This window comes from Arthrobacter sp. Z1-9 (assembly GCF_054792695.1).
The window spans coordinates 132,967-149,364 of record NZ_CP096457.1; the positions used below are offsets into that span (position 1 = coordinate 132,967).

A 16,398-nucleotide genomic window follows, 5' to 3' on the forward strand; every position below is an offset into this window, starting at 1 on the left:
TCCATCTACGTCATCCTTGTGAGAGACGCTCCAGGATTGTGACGTTGGCGAGGCCACCGGCCTCACATACGGCCTGCAGGCCGAAACGACCGCCGGTGTCTTCAAGGTGATGCAGCATCGTCGTCAGAATCCGGGTACCCGAGGCGCCGAGCGGATGTCCCAGCGCGATCGCCCCGCCACGCGGATTAAGCTTGTCAGGATCGGCATGGAACTCGGCGGCCCACGCCAAGGGAACCGACGCGAATGCTTCATTGACTTCATACGTATCGAAGTCACTGATCTGCATACCCGTGCGCTCAAGGACATGCCTCGTCGCCTCGATAGGTCCAGTCAGCATGATCTCCGGATCGGAACCTCGAACGGCGAAGGCGTGGAAGCGGGCGCGCGCCCGTAGCCCAAGACTCTCAGCGCGCTCTGCCGACATGATCAGGACCGCGGAAGCACCGTCAGTCAGCGGAGACGCGTTCCCTGCCGTGATACTCCAATCGATCTCTGGATAACGCGCAGAGAAATGTTCGCTCTGGAACGCTGACGGAAGCCCGGCGAGTGCATCGACCGTGGTCGTTGCCCGTATCGTTTCGTCGCGAACATGGACCTCTCCGTCCGAGACCTCCACAGGAACAATCTCACGAGCGAACTGAAACTTCTCCGTCGCATGAGCAGCTCGCTCGTGAGAGCGTGCTGCGAAGGCGTCCAGGTCACGCCGGCTCAAGCCCCATCGCGAAGCCATGAGCTCGGCGCCAATTCCCTGTGGGGGCAGGCTGGTGAACTTCGATGCCAGCGGCCCATGCGGGTCACCGCCCTGTGTGTTCGAATACATCGGGATCCGGCTCATCGATTCGACGCCACACGCAATTGCTACGTCATAGGCACCAGCCATGACGCCCTGCGCAGCGAAGTGCGCGGCTTGCTGGCTGGACCCACACTGTCGATCTACCGTCGTGCCTGGCACGTGTATCGGAAGGCCCGCGGCAAGAGCGGCACTACGAGCGATGTTTAGGGACTGGTCACCGATCTGGCTCACGCAGCCAGCAATGACGTCGTCGATGGTCGTCGCGTCAATTCCAGTGCGTTCAACCAGTGCGGAAATGACGGTCGCTAGCATGTCGACGGGATGCACGCCAGATAGCGCCCCGCCTTGTTTTCCCTTGCCCGATGCGGTTCGCACCGCATCGACAATCACCGCGTCGCGCATGTTCATTTCTCTCCCTCGGTGATGGCGGCCTCTCCTGAGAAACGCGCCCGGAGTTCCCTCTTATTGTGCTTTCCAGTGGTAGTCCGCGGAATCTCCTCGATCCGCTCGAAGTGCTCGGGCACCCACCACTTCGGTACTTTATCGGCGAGGAACTCGCGCAATGCCTCGGTATCGAGATCATCCGACGCGACGATGAAGGCGTGAGGTCTTTCCATCCAGCGCGGATCCGAGCGGGCCACGACGGCAACCTCATGAATATCTGGGTGATCCAGGAGGGCTTGCTCAAGATCGACCGAAGAGATCCATTCGCCGCCGGACTTGATCACGTCCTTCGACCTGTCCAACAGGGTGATCCAACCCTCACGATCCACGGTTGAGATATCGCCCGTGCGCAGCCAACCGTCGTGAAACTTGTCCGCCGCCTGCTCGTCACTCAAGCCGTAGTAGTGAGACGATACCATCGGTCCGCGAACCTCGAGTTCACCCCGCGACTTCCCGTCGTGAGGAAGCACCGCACCGTCCTCGGCAACGATCCGGACCTCGTAGAAAGGGCTCACCCGCCCACCCTTGACCCGTTTCGCCAGAAGCTCCTCCTCACTTGCTCGTGGATCTACGTAAGTGACGGCCGCACCGGGGAACGTCTCAGTCATCCCCCATCCGGAAACGACATCGACGTCAAAGTCGTCCCTCATCCGCACGATGAGGTCTCGCGGCACCTGGCTACCGCCGAGAAATAGCTTGCGAACAGAGGCCAGTACCTGAGTGGTGTTGCTGCCCTTCTCTGGACCCGAGTCCAGATACCGGATCAGGTCCATCCAGATGGTCGGGACACCGGCCGACCACGTCACCTCGTGCGCCGAAATCATCCGGGCGAGACTGGCCGGTTGCAGATACCGGCTGGGCATAATGAGATCGGCACCCGTGACGATGGCAATGAACGGCAGACCCCACCCCACCGCGTGGAACATCGACACCGTGGCAAGGACGACATCGTGTCCGTGGATGCCTACGACGTCGCCCCCGGCCATCGTGAGCGCATGGAGCACAATGGACCGATGCGAGTACAGCACGCCCTTTGGATCCCCTGTCGTGCCCGACGTGTAACAGAGCGCGGCGCCGCAGCGCTCGTCAAGCGCCGGGAACGCGTACCCTTGAGCGTCTTCCTCGATGATGTCCGCGTACCGGATTACCGGCAGGTCAGCTGCGGGGATCTCGCCGTCGCCGATGACCACGATGAATTCAACCGACGGCATCAGCGGCAGCAATGGGAAGATCTGTGCGCTGAGCGAGTCATCGACAATGAGTACGCGGTCCCGCGCGTGGCGCACCGTCCACACTATCTGGTCGTCGTGCAGGCGCAGGTTGATCGTGTGCAGCACGACGCCCATGCCCATTATGCCTAGGTAGGTCTCCATGTGCTCGGCGTTGTTCCACGCGAACGATGCGATGTGATCCCCACGGCGGATCCCGCGGCGATCGAGCGCCGCCGCCAGACGCTCACACCGGTCCGCCGTTTCCGCGAAGGTCTGAGAGTCGGACTCACCGTCGGCATCTCGGACCGAAACGATCCGGCTGTCAGGATGCACGTTCCGCATGCGCCACAGGAAATGGGTCGTTGTCAGAGGAAAGTCCATCATTAGACCCGGTGAAGCCGTCATCGCCATCTCGCTGCCCTCAATCGTTTCTTCGTACCCCACGATTGCCGTCTCCATTCTTTTACTCATTATGATCTCGTCGTCGCAGCATGTCCGACTCAGAGCTTCTGCGCCTCTCGCTGTCACCCGCGGAGAGTGACTCCGGCTTGGCGCGCCGCACGCTGTGCCATCATTTCTTCGATCTCCGCCTCATCGAAGTCGAGGTTCTGCAACGTTGCCCTGGTGTGACGCCCGGGAGCGACACAGGTCGGCGCCGCGAGGTCAGCATGGCGTGAGAATCGCGGCGCGGGAGCCGGGTGTGTCATTCCATGCACCTGCGAATAAACCGCTCGCGAGGCGAGATGCGGCTCAGAATGTACGTCGGCGGACCGGATCACGGGCGTGACGCAAGCGTCTACTCCGGTAAAAGCCTCCATCCAACTCGCCAGCGGTGCGCCCGCGAACGCCTGCGCGATGAGGTCCCGAGTTTGCGGCCAGTGCGAACGATCGTGCTGCGAGAGCCCATGGAGAGCATCGCCCAATCCGAGCGTCTCGATCAATCTGTTGTAAAACTTCGGCTCAATTGCCCCGACTGCAATCCACTCGTTATCCCGCGTGCGGTACACCCCGTAGAACGGCGCGCCTCCATCGAAGATATTGCCCCCGGCGCTGTCGTCGTCCCACATTCCGTGATGACGCATGGCGTGCAGCATACCCGTGAAGAGCGCTGTTCCGTCCACGATCGCTGTATCGACCACCTGCCCCTGCCCCGTACGCTGAGCCTCGTACACTGCGGCCAGCACACCGAACGCGAGGAGTAGGCCGCCGGCGCCGAAGTCACCCAGAACGTTCAACGGAGCCACTGGAGTGCCGTCTGACGCAACGGTAGCGGCGAGCATGCCGCTCACGGCCAGATAATTGATGTCGTGACCTGCGGTCGCCGCCCTCGGCCCGTCTTGGCCCCACCCCGTCACCCGTCCAATGACGAGCCTGGGGTTGCGCGCGCTCAATGCCTCGGGTGCGAAACCGAGCCGCTCAAGCACCCCGGGGCGAAACCCCTCGAGCAGCACATCAGCCCGGTCGATGAGGCGCTGCGCGGCTGCAGCACCGCTCGAAGTCGTGAGGTCGAGCGCGACCGAACGTCTTCCCCGCGTGAGGACAGCATGTGCCTCCACATTGATGTCACGCACATCCACGTTGGTGACTCGCTCCACGCGGGTAACGCTTGCTCCAAGATCGGACAGCAGCATGCCCCCGAACGGGCTCGGCCCGATGCCTCCGAGTTCGACTACTTCCAGCCCCACGAGCGGGCCGCGAGCCGTCAAACCCATACCGTCCTTCGCTTCCCGGCATGTTCGAACCTGCGGTCGTCGCCACCTCCGCTGTCACGGCCGGCCGCGTCGAGCGAACGTGGTCCTCTTCTCGCCATTGCCAGCGCCCCTGCCTCAACGTCGAACTTACTGAACGCTAGCTAATATAGGCCCAAACGACTCGTGGACGCAAGGATTCTTACCTACAGAGATCGCAGGCAGTTGATTCCGCCGAACACGTATCTTGGTGGCAAGGGCGAATTTTCCAAAGCCACTTGCCTGCCGCGAAAATGCGGACGACGCGGGCGCGCGTAGTTCCAAGGTCATCGATACAGCAATGGGGAGTCCAGAACTTGAGAAGTCCCTGGGCTAGACACATCTCACTGGGGTGTAGCGACGCTGAGTCCGCGATCCCGCTGCCGCGAGGGAAGGCGGCACGATGCTTGGCATTTGTTCCCGCGTGGCGCCATCTTGGCCGGTGGAATCGCTGATCGGACATACCTCTAATAGCTCTCGACATCACAAAGCGCCGCGCATAATGGCTCGGATCCACGTATCGCGATATAGTGAACGCTATCTAAACAGGAAGGTGAGGCCATGACTACTATCCCGACTACACGGACCGTCGACCCCGTCGTCCTCAGTGAGACAATTGATCGAATCGCCGTGATCCGCATCAATCGGCCAAATGCACACAACGCGGTCAATTCCGCGGTGTCTTCGGCTCTCGGAACAGCTCTCGCCGCCGCGAATGCGGACGACAGTATTCGTGTCGTGGTGCTTACCGGGGCGGGCAGCTCCTTTTGTGCGGGCGCGGACCTGAAGGAGCTAGCGCGCGGACTCCGCGCCAGCAGCGTCCACTCCCCCGAACATCCTGACTGGCACTTTGGCGGGATAGTTCGCCAGTGGTGCAACAAGCCGACTATTGCAGCCGTCAACGGACACGCGATGGGCGGCGGTCTCGAGATCGCTCTCGCCTGCGATCTCGTCGTCGCGTCGAATCAGGCGCGATTCGCCTTCCCGGAGACAAGCTGGGGCCTCTATGCGGCGGCAGGCGGTGCCGTACGTCTGCATGAATTCGTGGGCTTGCGCCGGTCGCTGGAAATGCTCCTTACGGCCGAGCCGATCGACGCGAGTACAGCGCTGTCGTGGGGACTCATCAACCGTGCCGTCGAGGCCGAGAACGTCCTCGACGAGGCACTGAGCCTCGCGCGACGCATCGCGGCGAACGGACCGAACGCCGTGCGATTGACGAAAAAGACCGCGTATCGCGCTGCGACGGACGGGTCCGTCTGGAACGAAGATTGGACGGGCGAGAGTGCATGGGACGCAAATGAGGAGACGACGGCGGCCGTCTTTCCCAGCGACGAAGGCATTGAGGGCATGGCGGCGTTCGCTGAGAAGCGGCCCCCTCGGTGGCGGTAGGACTTGCTCAGCGCGCCCCTGATAACGTAGGTTCAGCGCCCACACTGGCGCTGGAGATGCAGATGGAGAGTCTAGATGGGCGAGACTGGGACAAGTACGGACCTTTCGGGCACGCCGCGGGCAGCCGACTGGCGTTCGTATCCCAGCCCGATTCTCCCCACCATCCTGAAAGCGGCCCTGGTGGAGTTTCAGCAACACGGCTACCACGGCACGACAGTGAGGAATATCGCGACCGGCGCCGGCCTCACCATGCCCGCTCTTTACTACCACTACGGAAACAAGGAAGGCATCCTCTTCGCCCTGCTCGAAATTGCCTTGGATGACTTTCAGGTGCAAAGCGAGATGTGCCTCGAGGAGGCCGGAGGCGATCCGCGGGTGGGGTTCGAGAACTACATCACGGTTCTGGCGCTGCATAACTCGAATCGACGGGACCTAGCGTCACTGCACGCCGAGTCGCGGTTTCTTGGGCCGGAATTGCGTGCGCGATATCTCTCTAGGCGCGCTAACGTCGAGAATACCCTTGAGAAGCTTCTCGCCGCGGGGGTCTCCGACGGAATCTTCGATCCCAGCGACACGCGGTTTACGGCACGCCAGCTACTTGGAATGACGAATGGAATCCTCGACTGGTACTCTCCTGGCGGCCCCCTCTCAGCACTGGAAATCGCCGAGCGCTACCGGCAGGCTGCTGTACGCATGGTAGCCAAGGTATAGCGATCCGCCGCCAAGAATTCTCTCGGCACCTTGGAGATTCGCGGGGTGCTAAAGCGGATTAGCAGGAACGAGTCCTGCGGTCTCGCCACCGGCGGCGATGAACTCTGCTCCCGTCGAGGAGCTAAATTCATCGCTGGCAAGCACAGGAGAAGGTTCGCCACTTCGAGCGGCTCAACCAAGCGGGCCATCGCAACCGCACTCTAGTCGATTTCGTTGCCTTCGGTCCTTGGGGTTTCGAGTGTCACCGGGGTGGACTGAGTTCACTCGAATTCCGTGTCGTTCGAGATCTAATCCCGCCTCCTTGGTGGGCCCCGGCCCCGGATCACGACCCTCTCAGCCGTGTACCGGGAACGACGCGGCACTCCATTGAGACCCGCGGCCGACGGGACATTAATGATCAGCCCTCCGCCGGATTCCTTGAGTGCAGGGAGTGCTGTCTTGATCCGTAGGAAAGTTTCCGTGAAGTGATCGCGATCACTCAGTTCCACTGACCCAGCGAATACTTATCGATCGGGACGAAGTTGATGGTGCCGGCGTTGTTCCAGGATGTCGAGACCACCGAATTTTGGGAGGGTCGTCGCAACTGCAGCGTCCCAGCTCGTGCTAATCGCGAAAGGTCACCATCCTACTCAACGACTCCCTTTCAGTCCGGAACCTGTTCGCTGGATGCGCCCTATCGGGACGCCCGAAAGCGATCGCGAACAAGATCATTCGGTCCTGGGAAATCGCCAACGCCTCACGAAGAAGAGGTGCCTCCGCAGCGATCGAAGCCTGCGCGATCGTTCCCACCCCGCGGGCCTGCGCCGAGAGCATGAAGCTCTGGGCAAAGAGTCCACAATCGATGGCCGCATAGACGCCGAGATGCACCGGCGCCGACATGATGACCACGTGGGGCGCGCCGAAGAACTCAAAATTCTGCCTCGCTTGCTCACGAGACGCCTCGCGGTCACCGCGCGCCACGCCGACGGACTCATACAACGCCCAGCCGGACTTTCTACGGCGGTCTCGATAAACGCCTTCATATGACGCAGGAAAGGGGATGTCAGGACGCGGCTCGTCGATCACCGCGTCCTCTGAAAGCCTCGCACGCAGCCGTTCGAGCGCGTCGCCCGACACCAGGTCGAGGTGCCATGGCTGAGTGTTGCACCACGATGGGGTGTGCGCGGCCGCGGTGAGGATCGCCGTGACAACATCGGGTTCGAGCTGCTCCGGGAGGAATGCCCGACAACTCCAGCGTTCAGCGAGCAGAGCATCGAGGGTCGAAGCGACGTCGATATCTGTCACTTGCAGCGTTTCCGAAGACGGCGATGTGCCGGTATTGGAGGTCATGGTCATCGTCCTGTTCCCGCCGAGCCCACTAGCTCAACATCGTCTCCAGGGGGCCAGATCAGTAGGTGTCCCAGTGGCGCACCTCCGCCACCGCTTTGCGCAGCCTCGGCTCGGCCGTAGGCGACAGCAATGCCCGAACCGAGGCCAAAGGATGGCATGAGAACAATGCTCCAGTGCGACACATCAGCTCCTTCGTTGAGGTTCTGTTGTTGTTTAAACAGTCAACTCTGACTGTTATTAACTACGATATGAGAATCTGGCATAGAGCGCAACGACCCTGCACCGCAGATCGATCGCCACAATGCTTACTCGACACTGACCAGAAGGAGGCACTTCGATGGCAGACGCGGACCAGTCCCCGCTGCGCCACCGCGCCGTCCAGGAACGAAGCGTGAAGACCAGGACGCAGATCCTCAATGCGGCGATTACCGTCCTTACCACCGATGGGTATGCAGGGGCGACAACCACCCGCATCCAAGAAGCGGCAGGGGTGAGCCGCGGGAGGCTCCTCCACCACTTTCCCTCCCGGAACGAGCTGCTCGTCGCTGCGGTTCAACGGCTCGCCACCACGCGAATGGGCCTCCTGCAGCAACGATCGATCTGGCCCGATAGGCCCGCCGATCGCCTTGACGCCGCAATTGAGGCGATGTGGGAGACCCACCAGCAAAGTTACTTCTGGGCCTCCACCGAACTGTGGATCGCCGCTCGCCACGATGAGCAGCTGCTCGCCGTCCTGCTTCCGGGCGAACGCGCACTCGGACAGGTAATTCAGGACACTGTCCGCTCATTTTTCGGCCCGCAGCTGTCCGCGCTTCCGAACTACCAGGCGCTGGCCAATCTCCTACTGACGAGCATGCGCGGCACAGCCCTGACCTACGCCTTGACGGGGGCCCCAGCGGCAACGGAACCCGCCGTCGACGAGTGGAAGCAAGTAGCGCGTTGCCTCCTCGGCATCACACCGAGCAGCGCCTCCTCCTTACCAGCGCCTTGACCAGCTCGGCCTCTGGGGCTACCGTATGAACATAAACAGTCACTCGTGACTGTATTTCTTAATGGTGTAAGGCAGAGAGGCTAGGATGATCGACATTGCGGGATCTAGTGCGATCGTGACCGGGGGCGCGTCTGGCCTCGGGCTGAACGCAACGCGCCAACTTCATCAGGCAGGAGCTCACGTCACAATCCTCGATATGTCAGAGGAGGCGGGGCATGGCGTCGTCGACGAGCTCGGCACGCGCGTCGACTTCGTTCAGGGCGATGTCACAGACGAGGGATCGGTGAGCCAAGCCGTGCAGCGCGCTGCTGAGCGCGGCCCCGTGCGCATCCTCGTGAACTGCGCGGGGGTCGGCACCCCGGGGCTGGTTTTGCGCAAGGGCGTCCCCGCCCCCCTGGAGGACTTCACACGCGTCGTGCGCATCAATCTCATTGGCACGTTCAACGCGATCCGTCTCACCGTGCCGGCTATGCTCCAGGCCGATCCGATCGGCGAAGAGCGTGGCGTCATCATTAACACGGCGTCCGTCGCGGCATTCGATGGCCAGATCGGTCAGGCGGCATATGCGGCATCAAAGGCTGGCGTGGCCGGCCTGACGCTTCCCCTCGCGCGCGAATTCGCGCGTTCACAAATCCGCGTGGCGACCATCGCGCCCGGAATCTTCGAGACGCCGATGCTCATGAACGATCTGACGGAGGAGTATCGCGCAAGGCTCGGCGAGCAGGTACCCCATCCGTCCCGTCTGGGCCGCCCCGACGAGTACGGCGCCCTCGTCATGCACATTATCGAGAACGCCATGTTGAACGGTGAGACCATCCGTCTCGATGGCGCCATTCGCATGGCCCCGCGCTGACCCTTAGGGCAACGAATCAAAGGAATAGACATGATGGTGAATTTTACCGACGCGCCGCTGGCACCGAAGCTGCTCATCGACGGAGAGCTGGTCGACGGCGACCGCCCGCCGATCGAGATCCTTAATCCCGCTGACGAGAGCGTGTTCGCGCACTCCCCGAGCGGATCACCCGAGCAGCTATCGGCAGCCATCGAGGCAGCCCGCACCGCATTCCCGGCGTGGCGGGACACCCCGGTCGAGCAACGCCGGTCCGCACTTCAGAAGATCTCCGCCCTGATCCAGGACCATCAGGAGGAGCTCGCGATGCTCCTCACCTCCGAGCAAGGCAAGCGTCTCAGCGAGGCTAGGTCAGAGATCGGACGTGCCTGCCTATGGTTCAAGGAGATGGCCGAGCTCGAAGTCCCCTGGGATGTGGTCGTCGAGGAAGACGACGATCGCGTCGTCCGCGAGCGTCGTGTCCCGCTCGGTGTCGTCGCTGCGCTGTCGCCCTGGAACTTTCCCGTGACCCTCGCGATGTGGAAGGTCGCCCCGGCGCTTCTCACCGGCAACACGGTGGTGCTGAAGCCGTCTCCGTATACGCCGGTCACCAACCTTCGGATCGCCGAGCTCATCCAGCCGGTATTACCACGCGGCGTCCTCAACGTCGTCGCCGGCGATCACGACCTCGGGCCGCAGCTGACGAGTGACCCACGCATCGACCGAATCGTCTTCACTGGCTCGACGAACACCGGAAGTGCCGTCATGCGCTCCGCAGCTGAGTCCCTGGCGAGCGTCACGCTAGAACTCGGCGGCAATGACGCCGCAATCGTCATGCCTGACGTCGACATCGAAAGCACCGCCCAAAAGGTCTTCTGGATGTGCTTCACCAATAACGCGCAGTACTGCCTCGCTGCCAAGCGCGTGTACATCCACGAAAGCATCTACGAGACCTTCGCCGCCCGTGTGGTGGAGTATGCACGGCAGTTGCGCACCGGAAACGGCCTCGACCCCGACATCGACCTCGGTCCGGTGGCGCACCGCGACCAATACGACCGTGTCTGTGCCCTTATCGACCGTGTCTCGGCAGAAGGGCATTCGTTCCTCCTACGAGGCGAGATTCCCGAGGGGAAAGGCTTTTACATTGCCCCGTCGATCGTCGACAATCCACCTGACGACTCTGAGGTTGTTGCGGAGGAGTCATTCGGTCCCATCGTCCCATTCCTCAAGTTCTCCGACGTGGACGAGGTCATCGACCGCGTGAACGCGTCTCCGTACGGCCTGGGCGGATCCGTCTGGTCGGCCGACCTCAAGGTTGCGAGCGACATAGCGCAGCGGATCGACTCGGGCATCGTATGGATCAACGAGACACAACGACTCACACCGGATTTCCCACTGAGCGGGCACAAGAGGTCCGGCGTCGGCGTAGAGAACGGGCTTGATGGGGTTCTGGAGTACACCAACGTGCAGATCATCTCGGCCTACCGCGGCTCCTGAAGGCGGCGACATGAGCCGTTCCGCCCTCGCCGCACTGACTCCCGGCACCGTAATCGTAAGCTTGGAAGTTTCGATTTCCCCGTACGAGTTCCTGAGCAGCGCGCTTCGGTGGGGCCGTTGGAGGCGCCGGAGGTGTCGAAGTAGGCCAGGATTGCGGCCTTCCATTGCTTGAGTGTCCTGCCGAGGCGGGCGACTTCCGGGATGGGGCAGGTCGGGAACGAGGAGATCACGTCGGTCACGAGTTCCCGTCCGCGGGCCGGAGGGGCGTGGTAGATGTTGCGGAGCTTTTGATAGCACTGCCAGGCGAGGGTGACTTCCTGGTCCGGGTCCCCGAGCGTGAGTTTGGCATCGAGCCTGGCGGCTTGTTTGTCGGTGAGATGTTCGGCGCCGATCTGCAGGGTCCTGCGGATCCCGTAGAGCGGGTCTCCCTTACGTCCCCGGTGTCCGAGGGTGTCTTGCTGGACCCTTCGGCGGACTTCATCGACCATCGCGGAGCCGAGTTTGACGACGTGGAAAGCGTCCAGGACGGTGATGGCTTCGGGGAGTTCGTCGCGGATCGCGTTCGCGTACCCGCGAAACGGGTCCAGTGCGGCGGTCTTGATCCCCGCGGTGAACTCAGGACCGCGGGTTTTGAGCCAGTCCGCGTAGGCCTTACCGGACCGGCCCGGAACGAGGTCCAGCAACCGTGCATGCACCATACCGTTCTCGTCGCGGGTGTGGTCCACGATCCCGGTGACCATCCCGGTGCCGGGCGGACCTGTGTGGGACCAGACATGCTCATCCACGCCGAGCGCGTCCACACCTGCCAGCCTGCTGGTTGCTGAGATCCGCCCGGTGGCCTCACTCTTCACCGCGTCCCAGACCGTGTGCCAGGAGACGCCGAGCTGGTGGGCCAAGGCCGAGACCGAGGTATCGAAACGCTGCAGCGCGTCCGTCGCCCAGGCCGCAGCGCGGGCAGTGAGTTTCGCCCTCGGACCGGCCAGTTCATGATCCTCCGTAAATGTCGTTCTCGGGCAGTCGAGGTCCGGGCAGCGCCAGACACGCTTGGCCCACAACAGCATCACGGGCTTGCCGAAACATGGGATGTCGTGAAGCCGAACCCGCCGGCGTCCATGGCCTACCGCAACGACTCCGCAGTCCGGACAACCGATGACGTCCTCGCCGGTCTCGACGCCCAGGACCACACCCTTTCCGGTCGGCGTTACAGTGCTGACGTGGATGCCCTCGACACCGAGCAGCGCATCCGCACGCGTGCACCACCGGCCACCGGAACAGGACATAGAGTTATTCATGTCGGGGTCTCTTTGGTTATTGGTTTGCTTGGTCGCTACCAATTCAAAGAGGCCCTGGCCTCATTCCTCCCGCACCACGCCGCACCACAAGCCGCCGCAACTACGCCGTCAGCCTCAGGCCGCCCTAACCATGCTCATCTGCGAAGGGCCTGTTAAGGAGACTTACCAGCCTGACAGACGCTGTTGCTCTCGATTTCGGCGGGAAGTCCAGACGGACGCGCTCTGGGCCCCGCTGAGCGCTCGGCCGTCTGCTTGAATTGCACAGAGTCTGATTCTGACAGAGGCCGCGGAGCCACATGTGCAAGCCTAGTTGTACTCAGCCAGTAATTGGTTGCACCTGCTGATGGGTGGTTTGCCTCCGAGGCTGCTGTGGGTCCGGTGGTTGTTGTAGAAGTTTAGCCATGGCCCCAGCGAAGCGCTCGACGCCGCCCTGCCGCACGTTCGTCTGCAAGGCCTCGGTGCGTGCCTGATTGAACATGAATGGTTGACGGTAGGCCCAGCCTTCTTGCAGGGTGCCGTTGAAGCGTTCTGCCTTGCCGTTTTGCCAGGGATGGCGGGGTTTGATCAGGATGTGTTTGGCGTCCAGGACGGCCAGCGCGTGCTGGAAATCGCGGGAGAGCCGGTAGGCGAAGGCCTTGTCGGTCATGACGCGTTTACGTGTGCACCTTGGGCTGCCATGGCCGCTGCGGCTCTGGTGAGGAACCCTGCGCAGGTTGGCCCTTTTTCGTCGGGCAGGACTTCGGCGTAGGCAAAGCGGGTGTCCGCCAGCCCCCTCCGTCAGAGATCCTGCCGATTTTCTTGACATCGACGTGGATCGTCTCCCCTGGGCGTCGCGTTCGTAGCGCCGGTCGGTGGCGCGGGAAGCTCAGATCGCTCCCCGGTCACCAGGTCCAAGTCCCCCAGGCGTGGCATGCCCCGCACGGGCCAGAATCCGGGAGACCGTCCGGGCGCTGGTGCCACAGCACAAAACAGCTCCGTCGGCCCCTCGCGGTGCTCCACCCGCTGGGTCAGGACATCGCCAACGACTTCCACCGGGGTGGCTATGCGGGTATGACTTTGGTCTGGAGCTGCGGTCCTGAAGACCGTCCAAGCCGTGGGCCCGGTACCGGCTGATCCAGCGGTGGGCACAGGTCCGCGAGACGCCCATTTCCTTGGCTACATGGGCAACATGCCCGTTCGACGAGGATAAGCTGGTCCTCAAACAGGTCCGCCTCGAAGCCGGCGCCAAGGGTGAACTGGCCGAAGTACGCCAGCTCGCCGAAATGGAAGCACAGAGCAGGAGCGGCGGAATCGGCTCGCTCAGGAACCCCAGGGGCATGCGAACCATCCTTGTGGGCATTGGCCTCGCCGTAGCCCAGCAGCTCACCGGCATCAACTCAATCATGTACTACGGTAAGCAGTAGTCACACAGTCTGGATTCGAAGCCAGCAAGCATTGTTAGCCAACATAGCGCCGGATGTCATCTCCGTCTGGGAGGCGTCGCCCACATGCCGATGATGGTGCGGGTCAAACGCCGGAAGCTACTGCTCACTGGGTTCGATCTGACGACAACCATGCACCTCCTCATCGTGTTTTTCATGCCTGGAAGCTCTCCTTGTGCGGCAGATACACAGTTCTACCGCAGTTGAATGAGTCGCGCGTCGTTGTTCATAATCCACTCCAGAAACATCTTGCGGTCTACTTTTCCTCTGTCTGTCAGGGGTAGCTGGCTTAGTAAGTAGTAGTGCAACGGCCTCTTGTCTTTGCTTAGGAGTGCCTCCAGGGCCGAATTGAGGGTCGTTGCGGTGAGCCCTCCACAGGAGGGCACGACTCCGGCCACCACGCGGTGGCCGCGCAGGTCATCGGGCATGCCGACGGCCACGGCAGTCTCTACACCGGGGATGGAGGACAGGGCGAGTTCGACCTCATGCGGGTAAATGTTTTTGCCCGCAGCATTGATCATGTCCGCGCTCCGTCCGAGTATGTGCAATTCGCCGTTCTGAAGGTAGCCCTGATCCCCCACAGTGAAGTGGCCGTCCAGGCAACGGAGGGCTTTCCCGTCATCGCCCCAGAGGTACCCCTGACACACCAAGGGGCTATTGACGCTGATGTTTCCCGGGGTGCTCTCCGGCAAGCGCCGCCCAAGGTCGTCGAGGATCTCGACTTCCACGGCGGGGAAGGGCCGACCTATGGCGGTGCCCGCGGTATCCAGCGGCGCCCCTTTTGGGAGGCCACGGCCTGAGACGAAGCCAAGTTCGGCGGCGCCGTAGTACTCGAAGATCGTGGCGTTCGGCGCCCAGCGCCTGGCGGCTTCCAGTGTTCGGGCATCCAGCTTGGATCCGGCGCAGATGATTGTCCTGATTGCGGAAGCGTCCACTGATGCCATGAGTCCCCGCTCGCTCAGAAGCCGGAGCATCGTTGGGACGAGAACCAGTCTGGTGATCCCTTCGTGCGTGATCACGGCGTGTGCATCTCCGACATCGAAGCCGCGCAGGGTATGGAACTCGGTACCGGCGTAGAGGCACTCGGAGAGCGCGTAAAGGTTCAGGCTTGCCGATAGCGGACCTGGGGCAAACGTCTTGTCGTCCAGTCGAAGGCCGAAAAAGTCGATGGACGCGTCAAAAGAGGCCTGCCAGGACCGGCGGGAGCGTGTAAAGGCCTTTGGTGTGGAAGTCGTGCCAGCGGTAAAACCGATGAGGAAGGTTGAGTCGGGGTCGCCGTCTTCCAGCTCAATACCCGCGCTCCATGACGGGGAGGGGAGCCTTCGGATAATCTCTTCCCTGGCCTGGGGCGTCCAAGCGGGATCGAGAACGGCAATCTTCCGTTCCCCGGCTATTCCCGCGCAGTAAAGGGCAGCAAACTCGGCCCTGTTGGGTTCGGACAAAACGTACATGTCCGGAGTGGAGGGAAGGAGCTCCGCGGCTGCTCCACGAAGCTCAGACCAGCTGAAACCGCGGCCGCCGACAGCGATGGCCGTGTCGTCTGGGCGGAGGTCCGCCCACATCCGAATTCTGTTTAGGAATGGCACGGTTCACGTCCTGTTGATGGTTTGGCTTTCTCTGCCGAGTTGCAGACGGCAAGCACCTGCTGGTGCCGTTCCGTCGAGGGCCCCAGCTATGGCTGGTCTTTTCTGGCGGCGTTGGTCAAGCGCGATAAGCGGGTTGCCCTAATCGAGCAGCGGCTGCCCATTTGTCCCTAGACTGCGCAAGGACATCAGCGTGAGCTGCCGGGGTCAATTGTCATCATGTCAGCTATCTGGGTGGAAGCGGACAGCGTCGCACTAGATGCTCGTGAATATCCACTAGCCTTCTTTCACCGATGTCTGTGCGAATCCATGCCACCCCCAACTCCGGCGCCGTCTCTTGTATCACGCCCCTGCACTGGATGACGTTCTTCCAATCGAAAACCTCTACCGATTCCCCTGGAGCGAGTGAATGGAAAGGAATAATCCCGGTCGGCGTGTTTACGTTCATGGCTTTTGTATCCTTGCTTGCCTGGAATGCTTTCCTCCTGGGGGTCTAGAGGAACGCCTAGTAATTCACGACAGTCTTGAGCGGCACGGGTACCAGTTCCTGGAGTTCTTCGAGGGTGCAGCCGAAGGTTTCGCGGACTTGGACGCCGTCGGGGCCGGTGAGGAACACGGCCTTGTCCGTGTAGACGCGGGTCACGCAGCCGACGCCGGTGAGCGGGTAGGTGCAGGATTCGACGATCTTGGAGGCACCTTCGCGGGTGAGCAGGGTCATCATCACGAACACGTCCTTGGCGCCGGTGGCCAGATCCATGGCACCGCCGACCGCGGGAATGGCACCGGGAGCGCCGGTGTGCCAGTTGGCCAGGTCACCGGTGGCGGAAACCTGAAAGGCGCCCAGCACGCAGATGTCCAGGTGCCCGCCGCGCATCATCGCGAAGGAATCGGCGTGGTGGAAGTACGCTGCCCCGGGGAGCTCGGTGACGGGGATCTTGCCGGCGTTGATGAGGTCACCGTCGATCTCGTCACCCTTGGCCTCCGGTCCCATGCCGAGCATCCCGTTCTCGGTATGGAGCGTGATGTCCTGATCCGCGGTGAGGTAGTTGGACACCAGGGTGGGCTGGCCGATGCCGAGGTTCACGAAGGATCCGGGGGCGATGTCGCGGGCCACCAGGCGGGCGAGGTCGTCGCGACCCAGCGGTGTGGCGGAGGTTTGGATGGACGTTGCGGTGCTCATG

General features: G+C 62.2%; 16 protein-coding genes. 6 read left to right on the plus strand and 10 right to left on the minus strand.

Annotated elements, in window-relative coordinates; translation table 11 throughout:
* Positions 1 to 10: 10 nt before the first annotated feature.
* The 3 genes from M1D93_RS20615 to M1D93_RS20625 all read right to left on the minus strand — a co-directional run bounded on the left by M1D93_RS20615 (position 11) and on the right by M1D93_RS20625 (position 4,079).
* A complete protein-coding gene (locus M1D93_RS20615) occupies positions 11 to 1,195 on the minus strand; it encodes a thiolase family protein (RefSeq protein ID WP_461175334.1) in 1,185 nt (394 codons plus the stop codon).
* A gap of 2 nt (positions 1,196 to 1,197) precedes the next feature.
* A complete protein-coding gene (locus M1D93_RS20620; protein ID WP_461175113.1) occupies positions 1,198 to 2,907 on the minus strand; it encodes a long-chain-fatty-acid--CoA ligase in 1,710 nt (569 codons plus the stop codon).
* A 65-nt stretch (positions 2,908 to 2,972) separates the two neighbouring features.
* Positions 2,973 to 4,079 (minus strand): CaiB/BaiF CoA transferase family protein, encoded by a 1,107-nt coding sequence (locus tag M1D93_RS20625; RefSeq protein WP_461175114.1) that lies wholly within the window; start codon positions 4,077 to 4,079, stop codon positions 2,973 to 2,975.
* 657 nt (positions 4,080 to 4,736) lie between these two features.
* Here M1D93_RS20625 and M1D93_RS20630 point away from each other — a divergent pair.
* Positions 4,737 to 5,564, plus strand: coding sequence for an enoyl-CoA hydratase/isomerase family protein (locus tag M1D93_RS20630; RefSeq protein WP_461175115.1), 828 nt, complete (start codon positions 4,737 to 4,739; stop codon positions 5,562 to 5,564).
* A 75-nt stretch (positions 5,565 to 5,639) separates the two neighbouring features.
* On the plus strand, positions 5,640 to 6,275 hold the full coding sequence (locus M1D93_RS20635) for a TetR/AcrR family transcriptional regulator (RefSeq protein WP_461175116.1): 636 nt from the start codon (positions 5,640 to 5,642) through the stop codon (positions 6,273 to 6,275).
* 287 nt (positions 6,276 to 6,562) lie between these two features.
* Here the strand turns inward: M1D93_RS20635 and M1D93_RS20640 are convergent, their stop codons facing one another.
* Both M1D93_RS20640 and M1D93_RS20645 read right to left on the minus strand, forming a co-directional pair.
* Positions 6,563 to 6,763: an SDR family NAD(P)-dependent oxidoreductase gene (locus tag M1D93_RS20640; protein WP_461175117.1), complete on the minus strand. Its 201-nt coding sequence runs from the start codon at positions 6,761 to 6,763 to the stop codon at positions 6,563 to 6,565.
* A gap of 115 nt (positions 6,764 to 6,878) precedes the next feature.
* Positions 6,879 to 7,604 carry a nitroreductase gene (locus M1D93_RS20645; protein ID WP_461175118.1) on the minus strand — a complete coding sequence of 242 codons (726 nt, stop codon included), beginning with the start codon at positions 7,602 to 7,604 and terminating at the stop codon, positions 6,879 to 6,881.
* 337 nt (positions 7,605 to 7,941) lie between these two features.
* Here M1D93_RS20645 and M1D93_RS20650 point away from each other — a divergent pair, with 337 nt between their 5' ends.
* The 3 genes from M1D93_RS20650 (at position 7,942) to M1D93_RS20660 (ending at position 10,921) form a co-directional block, all read left to right on the plus strand.
* Positions 7,942 to 8,595, plus strand: coding sequence for a TetR/AcrR family transcriptional regulator (locus M1D93_RS20650; RefSeq protein WP_461175119.1), 654 nt, complete (start codon positions 7,942 to 7,944; stop codon positions 8,593 to 8,595).
* A gap of 88 nt (positions 8,596 to 8,683) precedes the next feature.
* Positions 8,684 to 9,448, plus strand: a complete 765-nt coding sequence (locus M1D93_RS20655) for an SDR family NAD(P)-dependent oxidoreductase (RefSeq protein ID WP_461175335.1) — start codon at positions 8,684 to 8,686, stop codon at positions 9,446 to 9,448.
* Between the two features lie 30 nt (positions 9,449 to 9,478).
* Positions 9,479 to 10,921 carry an aldehyde dehydrogenase family protein gene (locus M1D93_RS20660; protein WP_461175120.1) on the plus strand — a complete coding sequence of 481 codons (1,443 nt, stop codon included), beginning with the start codon at positions 9,479 to 9,481 and terminating at the stop codon, positions 10,919 to 10,921.
* On the opposite strand, the gene M1D93_RS20665 is transcribed toward M1D93_RS20660, so the two are convergent.
* The 3 genes from M1D93_RS20665 to M1D93_RS20675 form a co-directional block, all read right to left on the minus strand.
* Positions 10,906 to 12,213: an ISL3 family transposase gene (locus M1D93_RS20665; RefSeq protein ID WP_461175121.1), complete on the minus strand. Its 1,308-nt coding sequence runs from the start codon at positions 12,211 to 12,213 to the stop codon at positions 10,906 to 10,908. The genes M1D93_RS20660 and M1D93_RS20665 overlap by 16 nt on opposite strands.
* 316 nt (positions 12,214 to 12,529) lie before the next feature.
* Positions 12,530 to 12,859: an integrase core domain-containing protein gene (locus M1D93_RS20670; protein WP_461175122.1), complete on the minus strand. Its 330-nt coding sequence runs from the start codon at positions 12,857 to 12,859 to the stop codon at positions 12,530 to 12,532.
* A gap of 219 nt (positions 12,860 to 13,078) precedes the next feature.
* The gene (locus M1D93_RS20675) at positions 13,079 to 13,360 is read right to left on the minus strand and encodes a helix-turn-helix domain-containing protein (protein ID WP_461175123.1); all 282 of its coding nucleotides are present in this window, start codon (positions 13,358 to 13,360) and stop codon (positions 13,079 to 13,081) included.
* A 4-nt stretch (positions 13,361 to 13,364) separates the two neighbouring features.
* On the opposite strand from M1D93_RS20675, the gene M1D93_RS20680 reads away from it, so the two are divergent.
* Entirely contained in the window at positions 13,365 to 13,616 is a 252-nt protein-coding gene (locus M1D93_RS20680) for an MFS transporter (protein WP_461175124.1), read from the plus strand.
* Positions 13,617 to 13,828: 212 nt separating this feature from the next.
* Here the strand turns inward: M1D93_RS20680 and M1D93_RS20685 are convergent, their stop codons facing one another.
* Complete coding sequence (locus M1D93_RS20685) at positions 13,829 to 15,220, minus strand: class I adenylate-forming enzyme family protein (RefSeq protein WP_461175125.1); 1,392 nt, start codon at positions 15,218 to 15,220, stop codon at positions 13,829 to 13,831.
* 502 nt (positions 15,221 to 15,722) lie between these two features.
* Entirely contained in the window at positions 15,723 to 16,397 is a 675-nt protein-coding gene (locus M1D93_RS20690; RefSeq protein ID WP_461175126.1) for a 3-oxoacid CoA-transferase subunit B, read from the minus strand.
* Position 16,398 lies beyond the last annotated feature (1 nt).

What these genes read in the sequence shown, in the direction of transcription:
- M1D93_RS20625 (WP_461175114.1), bottom strand. Translation starts at nt 4,079, where the DNA reads ATGCTGCTGTCCGATCTTGGAGCAAGCGTTACCCGCGTGGAGCGAGTC.
- M1D93_RS20675 (WP_461175123.1), bottom strand. Translation starts at nt 13,360, where the DNA reads ATGGGCGTCTCGCGGACCTGTGCCCACCGCTGGATCAGCCGGTACCGG.
- M1D93_RS20670 (WP_461175122.1), bottom strand. Translation starts at nt 12,859, where the DNA reads ATGACCGACAAGGCCTTCGCCTACCGGCTCTCCCGCGATTTCCAGCAC.
- M1D93_RS20630 (WP_461175115.1), top strand. Translation starts at nt 4,737, where the DNA reads ATGACTACTATCCCGACTACACGGACCGTCGACCCCGTCGTCCTCAGT.
- M1D93_RS20615 (WP_461175334.1), bottom strand. Translation starts at nt 1,195, where the DNA reads ATGCGCGACGCGGTGATTGTCGATGCGGTGCGAACCGCATCGGGCAAG.
- M1D93_RS20620 (WP_461175113.1), bottom strand. Translation starts at nt 2,907, where the DNA reads ATGGAGACGGCAATCGTGGGGTACGAAGAAACGATTGAGGGCAGCGAG.
- M1D93_RS20635 (WP_461175116.1), top strand. Translation starts at nt 5,640, where the DNA reads ATGGGCGAGACTGGGACAAGTACGGACCTTTCGGGCACGCCGCGGGCA.
- M1D93_RS20645 (WP_461175118.1), bottom strand. Translation starts at nt 7,604, where the DNA reads ATGACCTCCAATACCGGCACATCGCCGTCTTCGGAAACGCTGCAAGTG.
- M1D93_RS20665 (WP_461175121.1), bottom strand. Translation starts at nt 12,213, where the DNA reads ATGAATAACTCTATGTCCTGTTCCGGTGGCCGGTGGTGCACGCGTGCG.
- M1D93_RS20650 (WP_461175119.1), top strand. Translation starts at nt 7,942, where the DNA reads ATGGCAGACGCGGACCAGTCCCCGCTGCGCCACCGCGCCGTCCAGGAA.
- M1D93_RS20660 (WP_461175120.1), top strand. Translation starts at nt 9,479, where the DNA reads ATGATGGTGAATTTTACCGACGCGCCGCTGGCACCGAAGCTGCTCATC.
- M1D93_RS20690 (WP_461175126.1), bottom strand. Translation starts at nt 16,397, where the DNA reads ATGAGCACCGCAACGTCCATCCAAACCTCCGCCACACCGCTGGGTCGC.